This window comes from Oceanicola sp. S124, from assembly GCF_000220565.1.
GTDB lineage: Bacteria > Pseudomonadota > Alphaproteobacteria > Rhodobacterales > Rhodobacteraceae > Pseudooceanicola.
Window position 1 is genome coordinate 1 of sequence record NZ_AFPM01000176.1, and the last position, 13,267, is coordinate 13,267.

At 65.2% G+C, this 13,267-nt stretch carries 13 protein-coding genes; 6 read left to right on the forward strand and 7 right to left on the reverse strand.

Translation table 11 applies throughout. The annotated features are described in order from the left end of the window. Positions 1–193: 193 nt before the first annotated feature. The 6 genes from OS124_RS0112430 to bglB form a co-directional block, all read right to left on the reverse strand. Entirely contained in the window at positions 194–1,705 is a 1,512-nt protein-coding gene (locus OS124_RS0112430) for a malonate--CoA ligase (protein ID WP_010139992.1), read from the reverse strand. 142 nt (positions 1,706–1,847) lie between these two features. Continuing rightward, positions 1,848–2,951, reverse strand: a complete 1,104-nt coding sequence (locus OS124_RS0112435; protein WP_010139993.1) for an ABC transporter ATP-binding protein — start codon at positions 2,949–2,951, stop codon at positions 1,848–1,850. A 12-nt stretch (positions 2,952–2,963) separates the two neighbouring features. Then, positions 2,964–3,863: a carbohydrate ABC transporter permease gene (locus tag OS124_RS0112440; RefSeq protein ID WP_010139994.1), complete on the reverse strand. Its 900-nt coding sequence runs from the start codon at positions 3,861–3,863 to the stop codon at positions 2,964–2,966. Continuing rightward, a complete protein-coding gene (locus OS124_RS0112445; protein WP_010139995.1) occupies positions 3,856–4,749 on the reverse strand; it encodes a carbohydrate ABC transporter permease in 894 nt (297 codons plus the stop codon). The genes OS124_RS0112440 and OS124_RS0112445 overlap by 8 nt, the downstream gene beginning before the upstream one ends. 101 nt (positions 4,750–4,850) lie before the next feature. Beyond that, on the reverse strand, positions 4,851–6,131 hold the full coding sequence (locus tag OS124_RS0112450) for an ABC transporter substrate-binding protein (RefSeq protein WP_010139996.1): 1,281 nt from the start codon (positions 6,129–6,131) through the stop codon (positions 4,851–4,853). Positions 6,132–6,218: 87 nt separating this feature from the next. Further along, the gene (gene bglB, locus OS124_RS0112455) at positions 6,219–7,337 is read right to left on the reverse strand and encodes a beta-galactosidase BglB (RefSeq protein WP_010139998.1); all 1,119 of its coding nucleotides are present in this window, start codon (positions 7,335–7,337) and stop codon (positions 6,219–6,221) included. A gap of 220 nt (positions 7,338–7,557) precedes the next feature. Between bglB and kdgR the strand changes: the two genes are divergently transcribed. Together kdgR and OS124_RS0112465 are read left to right on the forward strand one after the other, a co-directional pair. Beyond that, positions 7,558–8,367, forward strand: coding sequence for a DNA-binding transcriptional regulator KdgR (kdgR, locus tag OS124_RS0112460; protein ID WP_029375397.1), 810 nt, complete (start codon positions 7,558–7,560; stop codon positions 8,365–8,367). 20 nt (positions 8,368–8,387) lie between these two features. Further along, on the forward strand, positions 8,388–9,017 hold the full coding sequence (locus OS124_RS0112465; RefSeq protein WP_010140002.1) for an SGNH/GDSL hydrolase family protein: 630 nt from the start codon (positions 8,388–8,390) through the stop codon (positions 9,015–9,017). A gap of 37 nt (positions 9,018–9,054) precedes the next feature. Here the strand turns inward: OS124_RS0112465 and OS124_RS0112470 are convergent, their stop codons facing one another. Beyond that, positions 9,055–9,966 carry a LysR family transcriptional regulator gene (locus OS124_RS0112470; RefSeq protein ID WP_010140003.1) on the reverse strand — a complete coding sequence of 304 codons (912 nt, stop codon included), beginning with the start codon at positions 9,964–9,966 and terminating at the stop codon, positions 9,055–9,057. A 95-nt stretch (positions 9,967–10,061) separates the two neighbouring features. Here OS124_RS0112470 and OS124_RS0112475 point away from each other — a divergent pair, with 95 nt between their 5' ends. From OS124_RS0112475 to dctP, 4 genes are all read left to right on the forward strand, one after another. Then, positions 10,062–10,568, forward strand: a complete 507-nt coding sequence (locus tag OS124_RS0112475) for a TRAP transporter small permease (protein ID WP_010140004.1) — start codon at positions 10,062–10,064, stop codon at positions 10,566–10,568. Positions 10,569–10,577: 9 nt separating this feature from the next. After that, complete coding sequence (locus OS124_RS0112480; RefSeq protein WP_010140005.1) at positions 10,578–11,855, forward strand: TRAP transporter large permease; 1,278 nt, start codon at positions 10,578–10,580, stop codon at positions 11,853–11,855. A gap of 17 nt (positions 11,856–11,872) precedes the next feature. After that, positions 11,873–12,703 (forward strand): creatininase family protein, encoded by an 831-nt coding sequence (locus OS124_RS0112485; RefSeq protein ID WP_010140006.1) that lies wholly within the window; start codon positions 11,873–11,875, stop codon positions 12,701–12,703. A gap of 5 nt (positions 12,704–12,708) precedes the next feature. Then, a partial coding sequence (dctP, locus tag OS124_RS24540; RefSeq protein ID WP_010140007.1) for a TRAP transporter substrate-binding protein DctP occupies positions 12,709–13,267 on the forward strand: 559 nt, incomplete at its 3' end.

The following is a 13,267-nucleotide window of genomic DNA, read 5'->3' on the forward strand; positions in this document are numbered from 1 at the left end:
CCGTTGACACTTCGACCGATGTAACTGTCCCCCGAGACCCCTCGCATCGGACATGGCCTCGTGCATTTACCTCGTGACGAGCCACTGGCGCCGGAGACTGTCCCCCGTCTCCGGCGCTCTATCTTTCAAGGTGTCCCCGATCAGCTGTTCAGGTCACGTCACCCTATGGTCCGGGCTTGGTCATTGGGCCCGCTCATTTGGCCAGCAGGTCCGCGAACTGCTCGCGCAGCTGGTTCTTCTGCACCTTGCCCATGGTGTTGCGCGGCAGCTCGGGCAGGGTCACATAGCGGCGCGGATGCTTGAAGCGCGCCAGCGACCGCGCCACCTCGGCCTCGATGGCGGCAATGTCGGGGCCCTCGCCCGTGGGCACCAGGACGGCCACGACCCCCTCGCCCATGTCGGGATGGGCGACGCCGATCACCGCGCTTTCCAGCACGCCGGGCTGATCGTCCAGCACCAGCTCGATTTCCTTGGGATAGATGTTGTAGCCGCCCGAAATGATCAGGTCCTTGCCGCGTCCGACGATGGTGACGTAACCCTCCGCGTCCTGCACACCCAGATCGCCGGTGATGAAGAACCCATCCGCGCGCAACTCGGCGGCGGTCTTTTCCGGCATCTGCCAGTAACCTTTGAAGACATTGGCCCCGCGCACCTCGATCTGGCCGACTTCTCCGCGCGGCAGCTCGGCGCCGGTAGCGGGATCCGTGACCTTCAGCTCGACGCCGGGCAGCGGGAAGCCGACGGTGCCGGCGCGGCGCTCTCCGTCATAGGGGTTCGAGGTGTTCATGTTGGTCTCGGTCATCCCGTAGCGTTCCAGGATGCGGTGGCCGGTGCGGGCCTCGAAGTCGCGGTGCGTCTCGGCCAGAAGCGGCGCGGACCCCGAGATGAAGAGCCGCATATGCCCTGCCAGATCACGGGTAAAGCGCTCGTCCCCCAGCAGGCGGGTGTAGAAGGTCGGCACGCCCATCAGGCTGGTGGCGCCCGGCAGCAGGCGCAGCACCTCTTCAAGATCGAACGTCGGCAGGAAGATCATCGAGGCGCCTGCCGCCAGCACCACGTTGGTGGCCACGAACAGACCATGAGTGTGGAAGATCGGCAGCGCGTGCAGCAGCACGTCGTCTTCGCTGAAGCGCCAGAGCTCGACCAGGGTCAGGGCATTGGACAGCAGGTTCTGCTGCGTCATCATCGCGCCCTTCGAGCGGCCCGTCGTGCCCGAGGTATAGAGGAAGGCCGCTAGATCATCCCTGTCGCGCGTCACGGTGGCGAACTGCGGCGACTGGCTGGCAGCCAGATCGGCGAAACTGCCCTGCCCGCTCGCGTCCAGCGTCAGGAACCCGGCGCCGAAGCTCTCGGCCATGGGCGCCAGCGCGGCGGTGTCTCCGGAATCCCCGACCAGCAGCCGGGCGCCGGAATTCTCGACGAAATAGGCCAGCTCTGCGCCGGTATAGGCGGTGTTCAGCGGCAGGATGATCACGCCCGACTGCACGCAGGCGGCATAGAGCGCCAGCGCCTCGGGGGACTTTGCGACCTGCAGCGCCAGCCGGTCGCCCGGCACCAGCCCGGCCGAGACCAGCGCATTGGCGTAGCGCCCCGCGAGGTCGAGGAAGTCGTCATAGCTCAGCCGCGCGCCGTCGGGGCGGATCAGGAAGGTCCTGCCGCTGCCGCGATGGCAGCCGAACAGCGTGTCGTAAAGCGGGTTGGCCATGTCTCTCCTCCGACTTCCCCTGCACCGGGGCTGGCATCAGGCGGCAGGGCCTCCCCGCCCGTGCCGCCGGGCGCCATTGGCACCGAAGAGAGGCCGGATGTCCAGACCACGGCGGCGGAGCAGCCGTGGTCTGGCGTCACGATCAGGCCGTCAGGGCCTGCGCGCCCTGCCCCGCGACGGTCTCGACGCGCTGTTCGGCGGTGTCGAAATAGTGCAGGTCGGCGAGGTCGAAGCCCAGGGTGACGGTCTCGCCCGCCCGGTGGCTGTCGGCCCCCTGGGCATGGAACAGCAGGGTCTGCCCGGAGGGCAGCACGATATGCACCAGCCGCTCGGCGCCAAGGTATTCCACCAGCTTGATGCGGCCCTCGGCCTGCACCTCGCCCCCGCCCAGCCGGATCGCCTCGGCGCGCAGGCAGAGCGTCAGCGCGCTGTCCGTTGTCGCCAGATCGGGCAAGGCGAAGGCCCGGAAGTCGGCCAGCACCGCCCGGCGCGCCGCGCCGCTGCCCTCGACCTGCGCCGCCAGCATGTTGATCCGCGGAGAGCCGATGAACCCCGCGACAAAGAGGTTGGCGGGCCGGGTGTAAAGCTCTTCCGGGGTGCCGACCTGCTCGATCCTGCCGGCGCGCAGCACGACGATGCGGGTCGCCAGCGTCATCGCCTCGACCTGGTCGTGGGTGACGTAGATCATCGTGGTCTTCAGCCGCTCGTAGAGCGCCGCCAGTTCGACGCGCATCTGCACGCGCAGCTCGGCATCGAGGTTCGACAGCGGCTCGTCGAACAGGAACAGCCCCGGCTCGCGCACGATGGAGCGACCGATGGCCACCCGTTGCTTCTGCCCGCCCGACAGCTGGCGCGGCTTGCGCTCGAGCAGCGGTTCGATCTGCAGGATGCGCGCCGCCTCGTCGACGCGGCGGGCGATCTCGGCCCGTGGCATCGACAGGTTCTGCAAGCCGAAGGCCAGGTTCTTGCGCACCGACATATGCGGGTAGAGCGCGTAGCTCTGGAACACCATCGACAGGTTGCGCTTCGAGGCGGGAAGGTCGTTCACCACCTTGCCGTCGATCGACAGCGTGCCGTCGCTGATCTCTTCCAGGCCCGCGATCATGCGCAGCAGCGTGGACTTGCCGCAGCCCGAGGGGCCGACGAGGACCAGGAATTCCCCGTCGTGGATATCAAGGTTCATGTCCTTCATGACCGTCAGCGGACCGTAGGACTTTTCGACATTGCGGAGGGTAAGGCCTGCCATGGGGGATACTCCTTATTTCATGCCCGAGGTCGCGATGCCGCGGATGATCAGCTTCTGGAAGGCCACGAAGAAGATCAGCACGGGCACCAGCGACAGCACCGACATGGCGAACATCTGGCCGAAGGCCGACTGGCCCTCCTGGTCGATGAACATGCGCAGGGCGAGCGGCACGGTGTAGCTGTTGACGTCGTTGAGGTAGATGAGCGGGGCGAGGAAGTCTTCCCAGACCCAGATCAGCGAGAAGATGGCGGCGGTGCCCATGGCCGGAAGCGACAGGGGCAGGATGACGGCCCAGTAGATCTTGAACGGAGAGCAGCCGTCGATCATCGCCGCCTCGTCCAGCTCGCGCGGGATCTGGCGGAAGAACTGCACCATCAGGAAGATGAAGAACCCGTCGGCGGCCAGGAAGCGCGGCACCACCAGCGGCAGGTAGGTATCGACCCAGCCCAGATTCAGGAACAGCACGTACTGCGGGATCAGCACGACGTGATAGGGCAGCATCATCGTCATCATCATCAGCCCGAAGAAGAAGGTGCGACCGTTGAACTTCAGCCGGGCAAAGGCATAGGCGGCGAAAGAGCAGCTCAGCAGGTTGCCGATGACCGACAGCACGGTGACGATGGCCGAGTTCTTGTAGAACACCGTGAAGCTGACCGGCAGCGCGTTCCAGCCCTCGGTGTAGTTCGACCACTCGAAGCGCGAGGGCCAGAGACCGAGATCGCCGAAGATCTCGTTCTCGGGCTTCAGCGACGAGGCCACCAGCCAGAGCAGCGGGTAGATCATCACGAAGGACAGCACGATCAGGAAGAGGTGCTTCAGCAGCTTCGCGCGCTTGTCACGGACGCGCTGGCGCTCCTTGATCTCGTGGGCGAGGCGGGCGTCGGGGTCCGCGATCACCGCGGCCTCAATCACGTTCGTTTTCATAGTGCACCCAGTATTTCGAAGTCGCGAAGGCCAGCGCGGTGAAGGCGGCGATGATCAGCAGCAGCACCCAGGCCAGCGCCGAGGCATAGCCCATGCGGAAGAACTTGAAGGCCTCGTTGAAGAGATAGACCGTGTAGAACAGCAGGCTGTCGGCCGGGGCCCCGGTGCCGTTCGAGATGATGAAGGCCGAGGTGAAGGTCTTGAAGGCCTCGATGGTCTGCAGCACGAGGTTGAAGAAGATCACCGGCGCCAGCATCGGCAGGGTGATGCGGCGGAACTGGCGGAAGCGCGAGGTGCCGTCGATCTCGGCGGCCTCGTAGAGGTCACGCGGGATGCCGCGCAGACCGGCCAGGAAGATCAGCATCGGCGAGCCGAACTGCCACATCGCCAGCACCACGATGGTGTAGATCGAGGTATCGGGATCGGTGATCCAGCCCTTGCCGGTGATGCCCACCATCGAAAGCACCTGGTTGATGACACCGTTCAGCCCGAACATCTCGCGCCAGAGCAGCGCGATGGCGATCGAGGCGCCAAGCAGCGAGGGCAGGTAGAAGATCGCCCGGTAGAGCCCGATGGTGCGCAGCCCCTTGTCCAGCAGCATGGCGACGCCAAGGGCTGCGGCGAGGCGCAGCGGCACCGAGAAGGCCACGAAGGTGAAGGTCACCTCGAGCGCCTTCCAGAAGCGGCGGTCGTATTCGAACATGTACTGGTAGTTGCCCAGCCCGTCCCAGACCGGCGCCGACACCATGTCGTAGCGGGTGAAGCTGAGGTAGAGCGACACCAGGATCGGCCCCAGGGCCAGGAAGAAGAAACCGATCAGCCAGGGCGTCAGGAAGACGTAACCGGCGGTGTTTCTGCGGAAGAACTTGCGCATTGCGGGGCCTTCGTGGGGATGACAACAGGCCCCCGCCGACTTGCCGGGCGACGGGGGCCGAAGCCCGGCCCCGCCACGAGGGCAGGACCGGAGGGAGGAACCTAGCGGCTGGCGCGGATCAGGATGCCCTCGGCATCGTGGATGAACTGGTCCGCCGCGTCCTGGGGCGACATGTTGCCCAGCACCACCTCGGTGCCGGTGCGCATGAAGCTGTCGCGTACCTCGCCCGAGCCCTTGGGCCCGATGTTCGGCGTCGACAGGATCTGCGACTGGGTATCGCCGAAGTACTTGACCACCATGGCGTCGGTCTCGTTCAGCTGCGGGGCCAGGATGTCGCGGCCCTTCTGGCTAGGCGGGATGCCCCGGTCGATGCCGAGCACCTTCAGGGTTTCCTCGTCGTTGACCCAGTTGTCGATATAGGCCAGCGCGGCGGGCACATCGCCGGCGTCACGGGACAGGCAGAGGAACATCGACGGCAGCACGAAGTGGCCCGACTGCATGCCGGCACGCTGCGGCACGATGGCGACGCCCAGCGGATCCTGCATCAGCCCCTGCAGGGCGCCGGTCTGGTTGGCCCAGCGGAAGGTGGTCGCCGTGGTGCCGCGGATCAGGCCGAGGTCGGCCATGCCCTTGTCGAGCTGGACGGTCTGGTCCTTGCCCTCGACCACGCCCGCATCGCGCAGGTCCTTCCACATCTGCCACCATGCGGCGACTTCCTCAACCGGCATCGTCAGCTTGCCGTCCGCGGTGTAGAAATCCGCGCCCGACTGGCGGCAGAAGATCTCGAAGGTCTCCATGTAGAGCGACAGGTCTTCAGAGCCGGTGACGGCCCCGCCGGTGGACGATGTGATCTTCTCGCAGGCGGCGGCGAAGTCATCGGTGGTCCAGGCCAGCGGGTCGAACTCGACACCGGCCTCCTCAAAGACGCGCTTGTTGTAGGGGATCGAGGGACAGGTGGCGCCGATGTTGATGCCGTAGAGGTCACCGCCCATGGTGCCGATGTCATTGGCGCCCGCGTCGTAATGCGACAGGTCAATGCCGTTGCCGATGTAGTCGTTCAGCGGCACCACGCCGCCACGCTGGACGTATTCGTGGATGTAGGTATGCGCCATCTGGATCACGTCGGCCATGTTGCCGCCGGCGGTCTGGGTGGCCATCTTCGTCCAGTAGTCGCCCCAGCCGATGGTCTCGCCCTGCACGGCGATATCGGGGTGGCTGGCCTGGAACATCTCGATCACCTTGAAGGTGCGTTCATCCCGGGTCGGGTTGCCCCACCAGAAATGGCGGATCGACTGGCTGGCGGCCATTGCCTTGAACGGCAGGGCGCTGGCAGCGGCCGCGGCGCCCATGGTGCCCAGCAGGGTTCTGCGGGTCAGTTTCATTGTGGTCTCCTCCTCTGTGGTATCGCGATCCGGGGCCGTCTCTCCTCAGCGGCCTTGCCGTCGCAATGGGTGGCGAGCCGTCGGGGCTCAGATGTAGGTCAACAGGAACTCGCTGAGACACAGCATGGCCATGGCCTGGCCGTAGGGCATCGAGGTCAGCGGGATCTGTCGGTAGAAGTCCAGGTCGGGCCCCATGGCCGTCCCGAAGGAGACCTGCTGCAGCTCGCCCTTGTCGTCTATGTTGTCGATCACGCCCTTCACCGCGCGCTCGGCGGTCTCGAGGTAATCATCAGGCAGGTAGCGCTTGCGCACCGCCTTCATCAGCCCGTAGCCGAAGCCCGCCGTCGCCGAGGCCTCGAGGTAGCTTTCGGGATCATCCAGCAGCGTGTGCCAGAGGCCGCTTGCATCCTGCGTCCGCTTCAGCGCCTCGGCCTGGCGCGCCAGAAGCGACAGCAGGTGACGGCGCAGAGGGTCGCCCTCGGGCAGGTCCAGCAGGTCGATGAACTCGGGGATGGCGATGGTGATCCAGCTGTTGCCCCGCGCCCAGAGCGCGCGGCCGAAGTTGTGATCGCCGTCGAAGGTCCAGCCGTGGAACCACAGACCGGACGACGTGTCGGCAAGATACTGGGCATGCACCAGGAACTGGTACTTGGCCTCTTCCACGAACTCGGGCCGGTCCAGCACCAGCCCGATCTTGGCCAGAGGCATGACCGACATCATCAGCGTGTCGTCCCACATCTGCTGATCGTTGACCGAGTTGTAGACGATATGCTGCAACCCGCCCTGCCTGGTGCGCGGCATCTCGTACATGACCCACTCGGCCCAGCGTTCCAGGTAGGTGCGCCAGACGGGGTTGGGGTTGTCCTCGTAAAGGCAGGCCAGGGTCAGGAAGGGCGCGACGGTGTTGATGTTCTTGGTCGGCGTGCCCTCGGCCAGCCGCGCCTCGAACCACTCGGAGATCACCTGCATCGCCATGTCGCTGCCGGTGGTGCGCCAGTACTTGTAAAGCCCGTAGAGCCCGATGCCATGGGTCCATTCCCATCCGGCCCAGCCCTTGGTGTCGATCACCCGGCCATCTTCCAGCCGCAGCAGGAATTCGCCCGTGGTGTCCTCGATGTTGACCAGGTTCTCGGTCAGCCGGTCGATCAGGGCGCAGACATCCCCCCGGGGAAGAAGGTGGTCTTTCTGTCTGAGAAGGGGATGCATCGTGCTCACGGGATCCTGAATGCTGTGTTGACTTTTTCGGAACCTGGTTCCATTTTTAAAGAAAGCACAAACCAACTTGTATGACAACAGGGTTTTGTGAGCAGCGAGAAACTGAAAAAATCATGTCTTTTCAGCGGACTGCGAAGAACCCTGAGCGGGGCACGCCCGAGCTCGCTCAGCTATGTTGGAACGTGGTTCCGAAAAAAGAAGAATGTCGACGATGTCTGATTCCTCCACGAAAACCGAAAACGCCGCGGCGGTTCTGAAAGTCTTCGCGGTCTTCGAGACCCTGGCCGAGGAAAAGAGCGCCAGCCTGAGCGACATTGCCCAAAAGGCGATGACCTCGAAGACCACGGCGCACCGGCTGCTGAACACGCTGGTCGATCTGGGCTATGCCGAGCAGGACGCGGACACGGAGCGCTATTCGCTGACGCTGAAGCTGTTCAGCCTGGCGGCGCAGTCGCTGTCGGGGCGCTCTGACCTGATGCGGGTCGCCGACCGGGTCATGGGCAAGCTGTCGCGCGCCACCGGAGAGTCGGTCAACCTCGGCGTCATGGATGAGCGCGAGCAGAAGGTCACCTACATCCACAAGTATGACAGCTACTACAGCCTCTCGATGCAATCGACGCTGGGGCTGCGCAACCCGTTGCATTCCACCTCTCTCGGCAAGGCGCTGCTGGCCTGGCGCGATGGCGAAGAGGTCGAGGAACGGCTGGCGGCGATGCAGCTGACCCAGGTCGCGCCGAAGACCATCACCGACCGCGATGCCCTGCGGGCGCAGCTGGCGCAGATCCGCGCCCAGGGCTTCTCGGAAGAAATCGAGGAAAGCGAGGCGGGGGTGCGCTGCATGGCGACGCCGGTGCTGGACCACATGGGCAAGACCGTGGCCGCGATCAGCATCGCCTTCCCGCTGTTCCGCTTCGACGAGAGCCGCCGTGCCGAATACATCGCCCTGCTGCATGACGCCGGGCAGGAGGCCTCGGCCGCGCTCGGCTACCAGGGCGAGATTGCCGCCTCTGCCGCCCAGTAACCCGGACCGAAAGACCTGTGATGAAGACGCTTCTCTGCTACGGCGATTCCAATACCCACGGCACCTCGCCGATGCTGCCCGACGGCAGCTGGCACCGCTATGGCCCCGAGACCCGCTGGCCGCGCCGTCTGGCGACCCTGCTGGGCGGGGACTGGCATGTGATCGAGGACGGGCTACCCGGCCGCACCACCTGCCACGACAACCCCTTCGACGGGCCGCACAAGAACGGGTTGCGGCATCTGCCGGTGGCGCTGGAATGCCATGCGCCGCTTGATCTCTTCGCCGTGATGCTGGGCACCAATGACCTGAAGGCCTACTTCGGCCTGACCCCCTTCGACATCGCCAAGGGCATCCGCACCCTGCTGACCCTGGTGCAGCAGAAGGCACCGGGGCGGAACGGCCCCCCCCCTGCCCTGCTGGTGATCTCTCCCGTGCCCATCGACGAGGTCGGGGCCTGGGGCGAAAGCCTTGCGGGCGGTGCTGCCAAGTCACGGCGGCTGGCGCAGTACCTTGCCGAAGTCGCGCGCGAGTTCGATGCCCTGTTCTTCGATGCCGGCAGCGTGGCGGTAGCCTCTCCGATCGACGGGGTGCACCTGGGCGAAGAGGCGCATCTGGCCATCGCCGAAGGGCTGGCCCGCCTGTTGCGCTGAGCTCCCCAAGGGGCGTCTCATCGGGTCGCGGGCAGGGTCACGCCCTGCCCGGCGACCTTGCCGACAGGCAAGCCTGCAGGCATTGCACGAAGATGTCGACGAAGGGGTTCAGGCTGTCAACCCGCCAGGCTGCCACCAGCGAGATCGCCTCGGGCAACTCCGGCAAGGGCCGGACCGTCATCCCCTCGATGGGCTCGTGTTCGACCCAACTGGGCAGTACGCCGACCCCCAGTCCCGCCGCGACCAGGACCGCAACCGCCTTGGTATGGCTGACCCGCTGCACGATCTCGGGCGTGTATCCGGCCGCGCGGCAGTACTGGAAGACGATGTCCTGATAGCCGATCCCGCGGATGTCACTGAAGCCGATGAACTTTTCGCCACGCAGGTCGCCAATGCCCAGGTCCGGCTTCCCGGCCAGGGGCGACCGGGCGGGAAGCACGGCCGAGAACCCCTCCCGGTGAACCTCAAGCGTCCGCAATCCGCTCATCGAGCGCGGCGGGCGGATGAAGGCCACGTCGATCTTGCGGTCGGCGAGCAGGGGCAACTGCCCCTCGGTGGTGGCGAAGGTCATGTCGAACTGCACCGCCGGTGCCCGTTCCGACAACAGCCGCAGCGCCTGCGGCAGCACCGAATGGACCGCCGTCGACATCGCCCCGATGCGCAGCCTGCCGGCATTCAGACCGCCGACGGTCCGCGCCTCGTCGATCGCCTCCTTGAAGCCCTCCAGCGCCGCCCCCGACTTCTCGAAGAGCGCCCGGCCGGCAGGGGTCAGCGTCACCGTGCGCGTCGTCCGGTCGAACAGGCGGACGCCGATGCGCTCTTCCAGCTGACGGATCTGCTGTGACAGCGGAGCCTGGCTCACGCCCAGAATTTCAGCGGCCCGCCCGAAGTGCAGCTCCTGCGCGACCCGCATGAAGTAGCGCAAATGGCGGATTTCTATACCTTTCATCCATTATTCTCCAAAGCAGAATAATGGATATTATTCATATATTGGACCTGAAGATGCAACACTGCTCGACTGGTCGGAACCAACAGGACATGCCCATGCAACCCAAAGAACCAATCGACCTTTTCCTGCCGGTCCGATGGATCGTCACCGGCCTGCTGATCGTGGTCGTCGCCACGACCCTCGCCCAGATCCTCATGCGCTACGCCTTCAACGCGCCACTGATCTGGAGCGAGGAGTTCGTCCGCCTGCTGATCGTCTGGATCACCTTCATCGGGGCCTCGGCGGTCTGCTACGACGGCCGCCACCTGAACGTCGAGGTCTTCCTGAAGGCGGCGCCGCCGCGCCTGCGCCAGGTCATGCGGCTGACCAACGCCGTCATCTCGCTGGGCTTCCTGGCTGTCCTTGGGTGGCATTCCATCACGCTGGTGAAGATCGAGATGATGCAGGACATGTCCGCCCTGCCGCTGAAGATCGGCCACATCCGGCTGGCGGCCACCATCGGCTGCGGCCTGATGATCGTGGCGATCCTGGCCCGCATCTTCTACCGCCGCCCCGGCCTGCGCCGGATCGACCCTGTCCATGTCGAAGACGACGCGATGTAAGGCCCCACCATGCTGACGACTCTCATCATCCTGCTGCTGCTGGTCCTGCTGTTCAACGGCCTGCCGCTTGTCTTCGCCATCGGCACCTCTTCGGCCGTCTACTTCTACTTCTCCGACATCAACCTTGCCCTGCTCACGCAGCGCATGACCTCGTCGGTCGACAGCTTCCTGATCCTGGCGATCCCGTTCTTCTTCCTCGCCGGAGAGCTGATGAACGCCTGCAAGCTGACCGACCGGATCATCAACCTGGCCAAGGTCTGCGTCGGCCACATCCACGGCGGCCTGGCGCAGGTCAACATCTTCGCATCGCTGATCTTCTCGGGCATGTCCGGCTCTCCGACGGCGGATACCACCGCGCTCGGCTCGGTGCTGATCCCGGCAATGAAACGCGAAGGCTACCCGGCGCCCTTCTCGGCGGCCGTCACCGTCGCCTCGTCGATGGTCGGGCCGATGGTGCCCCCCTCGGTCTCGCTGGTAATCTACGGCACGCTGGCCAATGTCTCGGTCGGGCGGCTGCTGCTGGCCGGCATCGTGCCGGGGCTGGTGATCATCGGCACCCAGATGCTTTTCACCTACTTCTACGCCCGCTTCGCCGACCTGCCCCGCTACGAGCGCGCAACCTTCCCCGAGGTCCGGGCCGCCTTCGGGCAGGGCCTCGCAGCGCTGATGTTCCCGGTGATCATCGTTTCGGGCATCCTGCTGGGCATCTTCTCTCCCACCGAAGCGGCGGCGGTTGCGGTGCTCTATGCGCTCTGCCTCGGGATGATCTACAAGAACGTCACCCTGCGGGACATGCTGGGCGCCGTGACCAAGACCGCGCTCGGCACGGCCCGGATCCTGTCGATCATCGCCGTTGCCTCGGCCTTCTCCTGGATCATGGTCCGTGAAGGCGTGCCGCTGGCAATCGCCAACTCGATCTCGACCATCTCGGAAGATCCGCTGATCGCACTGTTCCTGATCGTCGGAATGCTGCTGGTCGTCGGGCTGCTGATGGTGGCCTCCTCGGCCGAGATCGTGCTGACGCCGATCCTGGTGCCGGTGATCCTGCAGTTCGGCATCGACCCGGTCCACTTCGGCGTGCTGATGGTCTTCGTGCTGATCATCGGCGGCGCCACCCCGCCCGTCGGCGTGCTGCTCTTCATCGCGCAGGACATCGCCAAGATCAGCCACCTTCAGATGGTGCGGGCCATGCTGCCCTTCTACGTGCCGCTGGTGCTGGCCGTGATCCTGCTTGTCTGCTTCCCGCAGATCAGCCTCTTCCTTCCCAACCTCGTCTTCGGCGACTGAGCCGAACGGAGACCACTATGACTGCTGACCACCAAAATCTTCTGGAAAACATGACCTTCGAGCAATTCGACGCCTGGTCGAAAGCCGAAGAGACCCCGGTCATCCTGATCCCCCTCGGGTCCCAGGAAATCCAAGGCCCCATGGTTCCGATGGGAGATTTCATGCTGACCCGCGAGGTCGCCGCAGAGGTGGCGAAGGCCTCGGGCGCCCTGGCGGCCCCCACCCTGCCCTTCGGCTATGCTGAGTACTTCCGTACCGTGCCCGGCGGCATCGCCATTTCGGCGGATGCCTTCCGCGCAACGCTGACCGACATACTCCACAACTTCCTGGATCACGGCTTCACCCGCATCGTCATCCTGAACGGCCACAGCGGAAACTATCCGCTGGTCGACCAGGTGATCCGCAACGTGCGCAAGAAGCACGGGCTGCTGGTACCCTGCATCAACCTCTGGCGGTCGATCCCCGACGCGCTGTGGAGCGAGCTGCACGGCGACTTCGGCAAGAAGGCCTTCTCGCACGGCGGGGATCCGGTCACCTCGGTCTACATGCACTACTTCCCCCAGCTGACCCACGCCGACCGCGCCAAGCTGCCCGAGGCACCGGGGCAGCTGGCCGGCCTGCCTGTCGCCGGACTGGCCGGGGTGAAATTCCAGGACATCGAAATCGGCATGCCGGTCAATGTTGACGACCGCTGCCCGGACGGGATCGTGGCCGGCGATCCCGCACGCTCGTCTGCGGACAAGGGGCGGAAGATCGCAGAGCACCTCGTGGCGTTCTGCACCGACTTCATCACCCACTTCCGCAAGAGCGACCCCAAGACCCCGGCCATGACGAAAACAGGGAAATGACAATCATGAAAAAGCTCTCCATCGCCGCCGTGCTTCTGGCCGGCACCACCCTGGCCGCTCAGGCCGATGAAATCCGCTATGCCACCTGGGCCCAGCCCGGCGAGGCCCCCTATGCGGGCGCCATGAAGTTCAAGGAAGTGGTCGAGGCCAACTCGGACCACACCGTGACGATCTTCCCCGGCGACCAGCTGGGCAAGCCGAAGGAAGTCTATTCCCAGATGGCACTCGGCTCGACGCAGATCCTGGCCTCGGGCGATCCCGGCATGAAGGAGATCGAGTATCTCGCCCTGCCCTACCTGATGAGCAGCCTCGAGAACTACGCCACGGTCCTAGGCACCGACTTCGGCCAGGACTGGAACCAGCGCCTGGTGAACGAGCGCATGGTGCGCCTGATCGGCTTCATGCCGCGCAGCCCGCGCCAGATCAGCGCCAACAAGGTGATCAACGGCATCGGGGATCTTTCCGGCCTGAAGCTGCGCGCCCCGGAACGCGACTACTACGTGAAATCGCTGGCGGCCCTGGGGGCGAACCCGACCCCGATGGCCTTCGCCGAGGTCTACACCG

Excerpts from the sequence above, each read along its gene's own strand:
- OS124_RS0112430 (WP_010139992.1), bottom strand. The coding sequence starts at position 1,705 with ATGGCCAACCCGCTTTACGACACGCTGTTCGGCTGCCATCGCGGCAGC.
- OS124_RS0112435 (WP_010139993.1), bottom strand. The coding sequence starts at position 2,951 with ATGGCAGGCCTTACCCTCCGCAATGTCGAAAAGTCCTACGGTCCGCTG.
- OS124_RS0112445 (WP_010139995.1), bottom strand. The coding sequence starts at position 4,749 with ATGCGCAAGTTCTTCCGCAGAAACACCGCCGGTTACGTCTTCCTGACG.
- OS124_RS0112450 (WP_010139996.1), bottom strand. The coding sequence starts at position 6,131 with ATGAAACTGACCCGCAGAACCCTGCTGGGCACCATGGGCGCCGCGGCC.
- bglB (WP_010139998.1), bottom strand. The coding sequence starts at position 7,337 with ATGCATCCCCTTCTCAGACAGAAAGACCACCTTCTTCCCCGGGGGGAT.
- kdgR (WP_029375397.1), top strand. The coding sequence starts at position 7,558 with ATGTCTGATTCCTCCACGAAAACCGAAAACGCCGCGGCGGTTCTGAAA.
- OS124_RS0112465 (WP_010140002.1), top strand. The coding sequence starts at position 8,388 with ATGAAGACGCTTCTCTGCTACGGCGATTCCAATACCCACGGCACCTCG.
- OS124_RS0112470 (WP_010140003.1), bottom strand. The coding sequence starts at position 9,966 with ATGAAAGGTATAGAAATCCGCCATTTGCGCTACTTCATGCGGGTCGCG.
- OS124_RS0112475 (WP_010140004.1), top strand. The coding sequence starts at position 10,062 with ATGCAACCCAAAGAACCAATCGACCTTTTCCTGCCGGTCCGATGGATC.
- OS124_RS0112480 (WP_010140005.1), top strand. The coding sequence starts at position 10,578 with ATGCTGACGACTCTCATCATCCTGCTGCTGCTGGTCCTGCTGTTCAAC.
- OS124_RS0112485 (WP_010140006.1), top strand. The coding sequence starts at position 11,873 with ATGACTGCTGACCACCAAAATCTTCTGGAAAACATGACCTTCGAGCAA.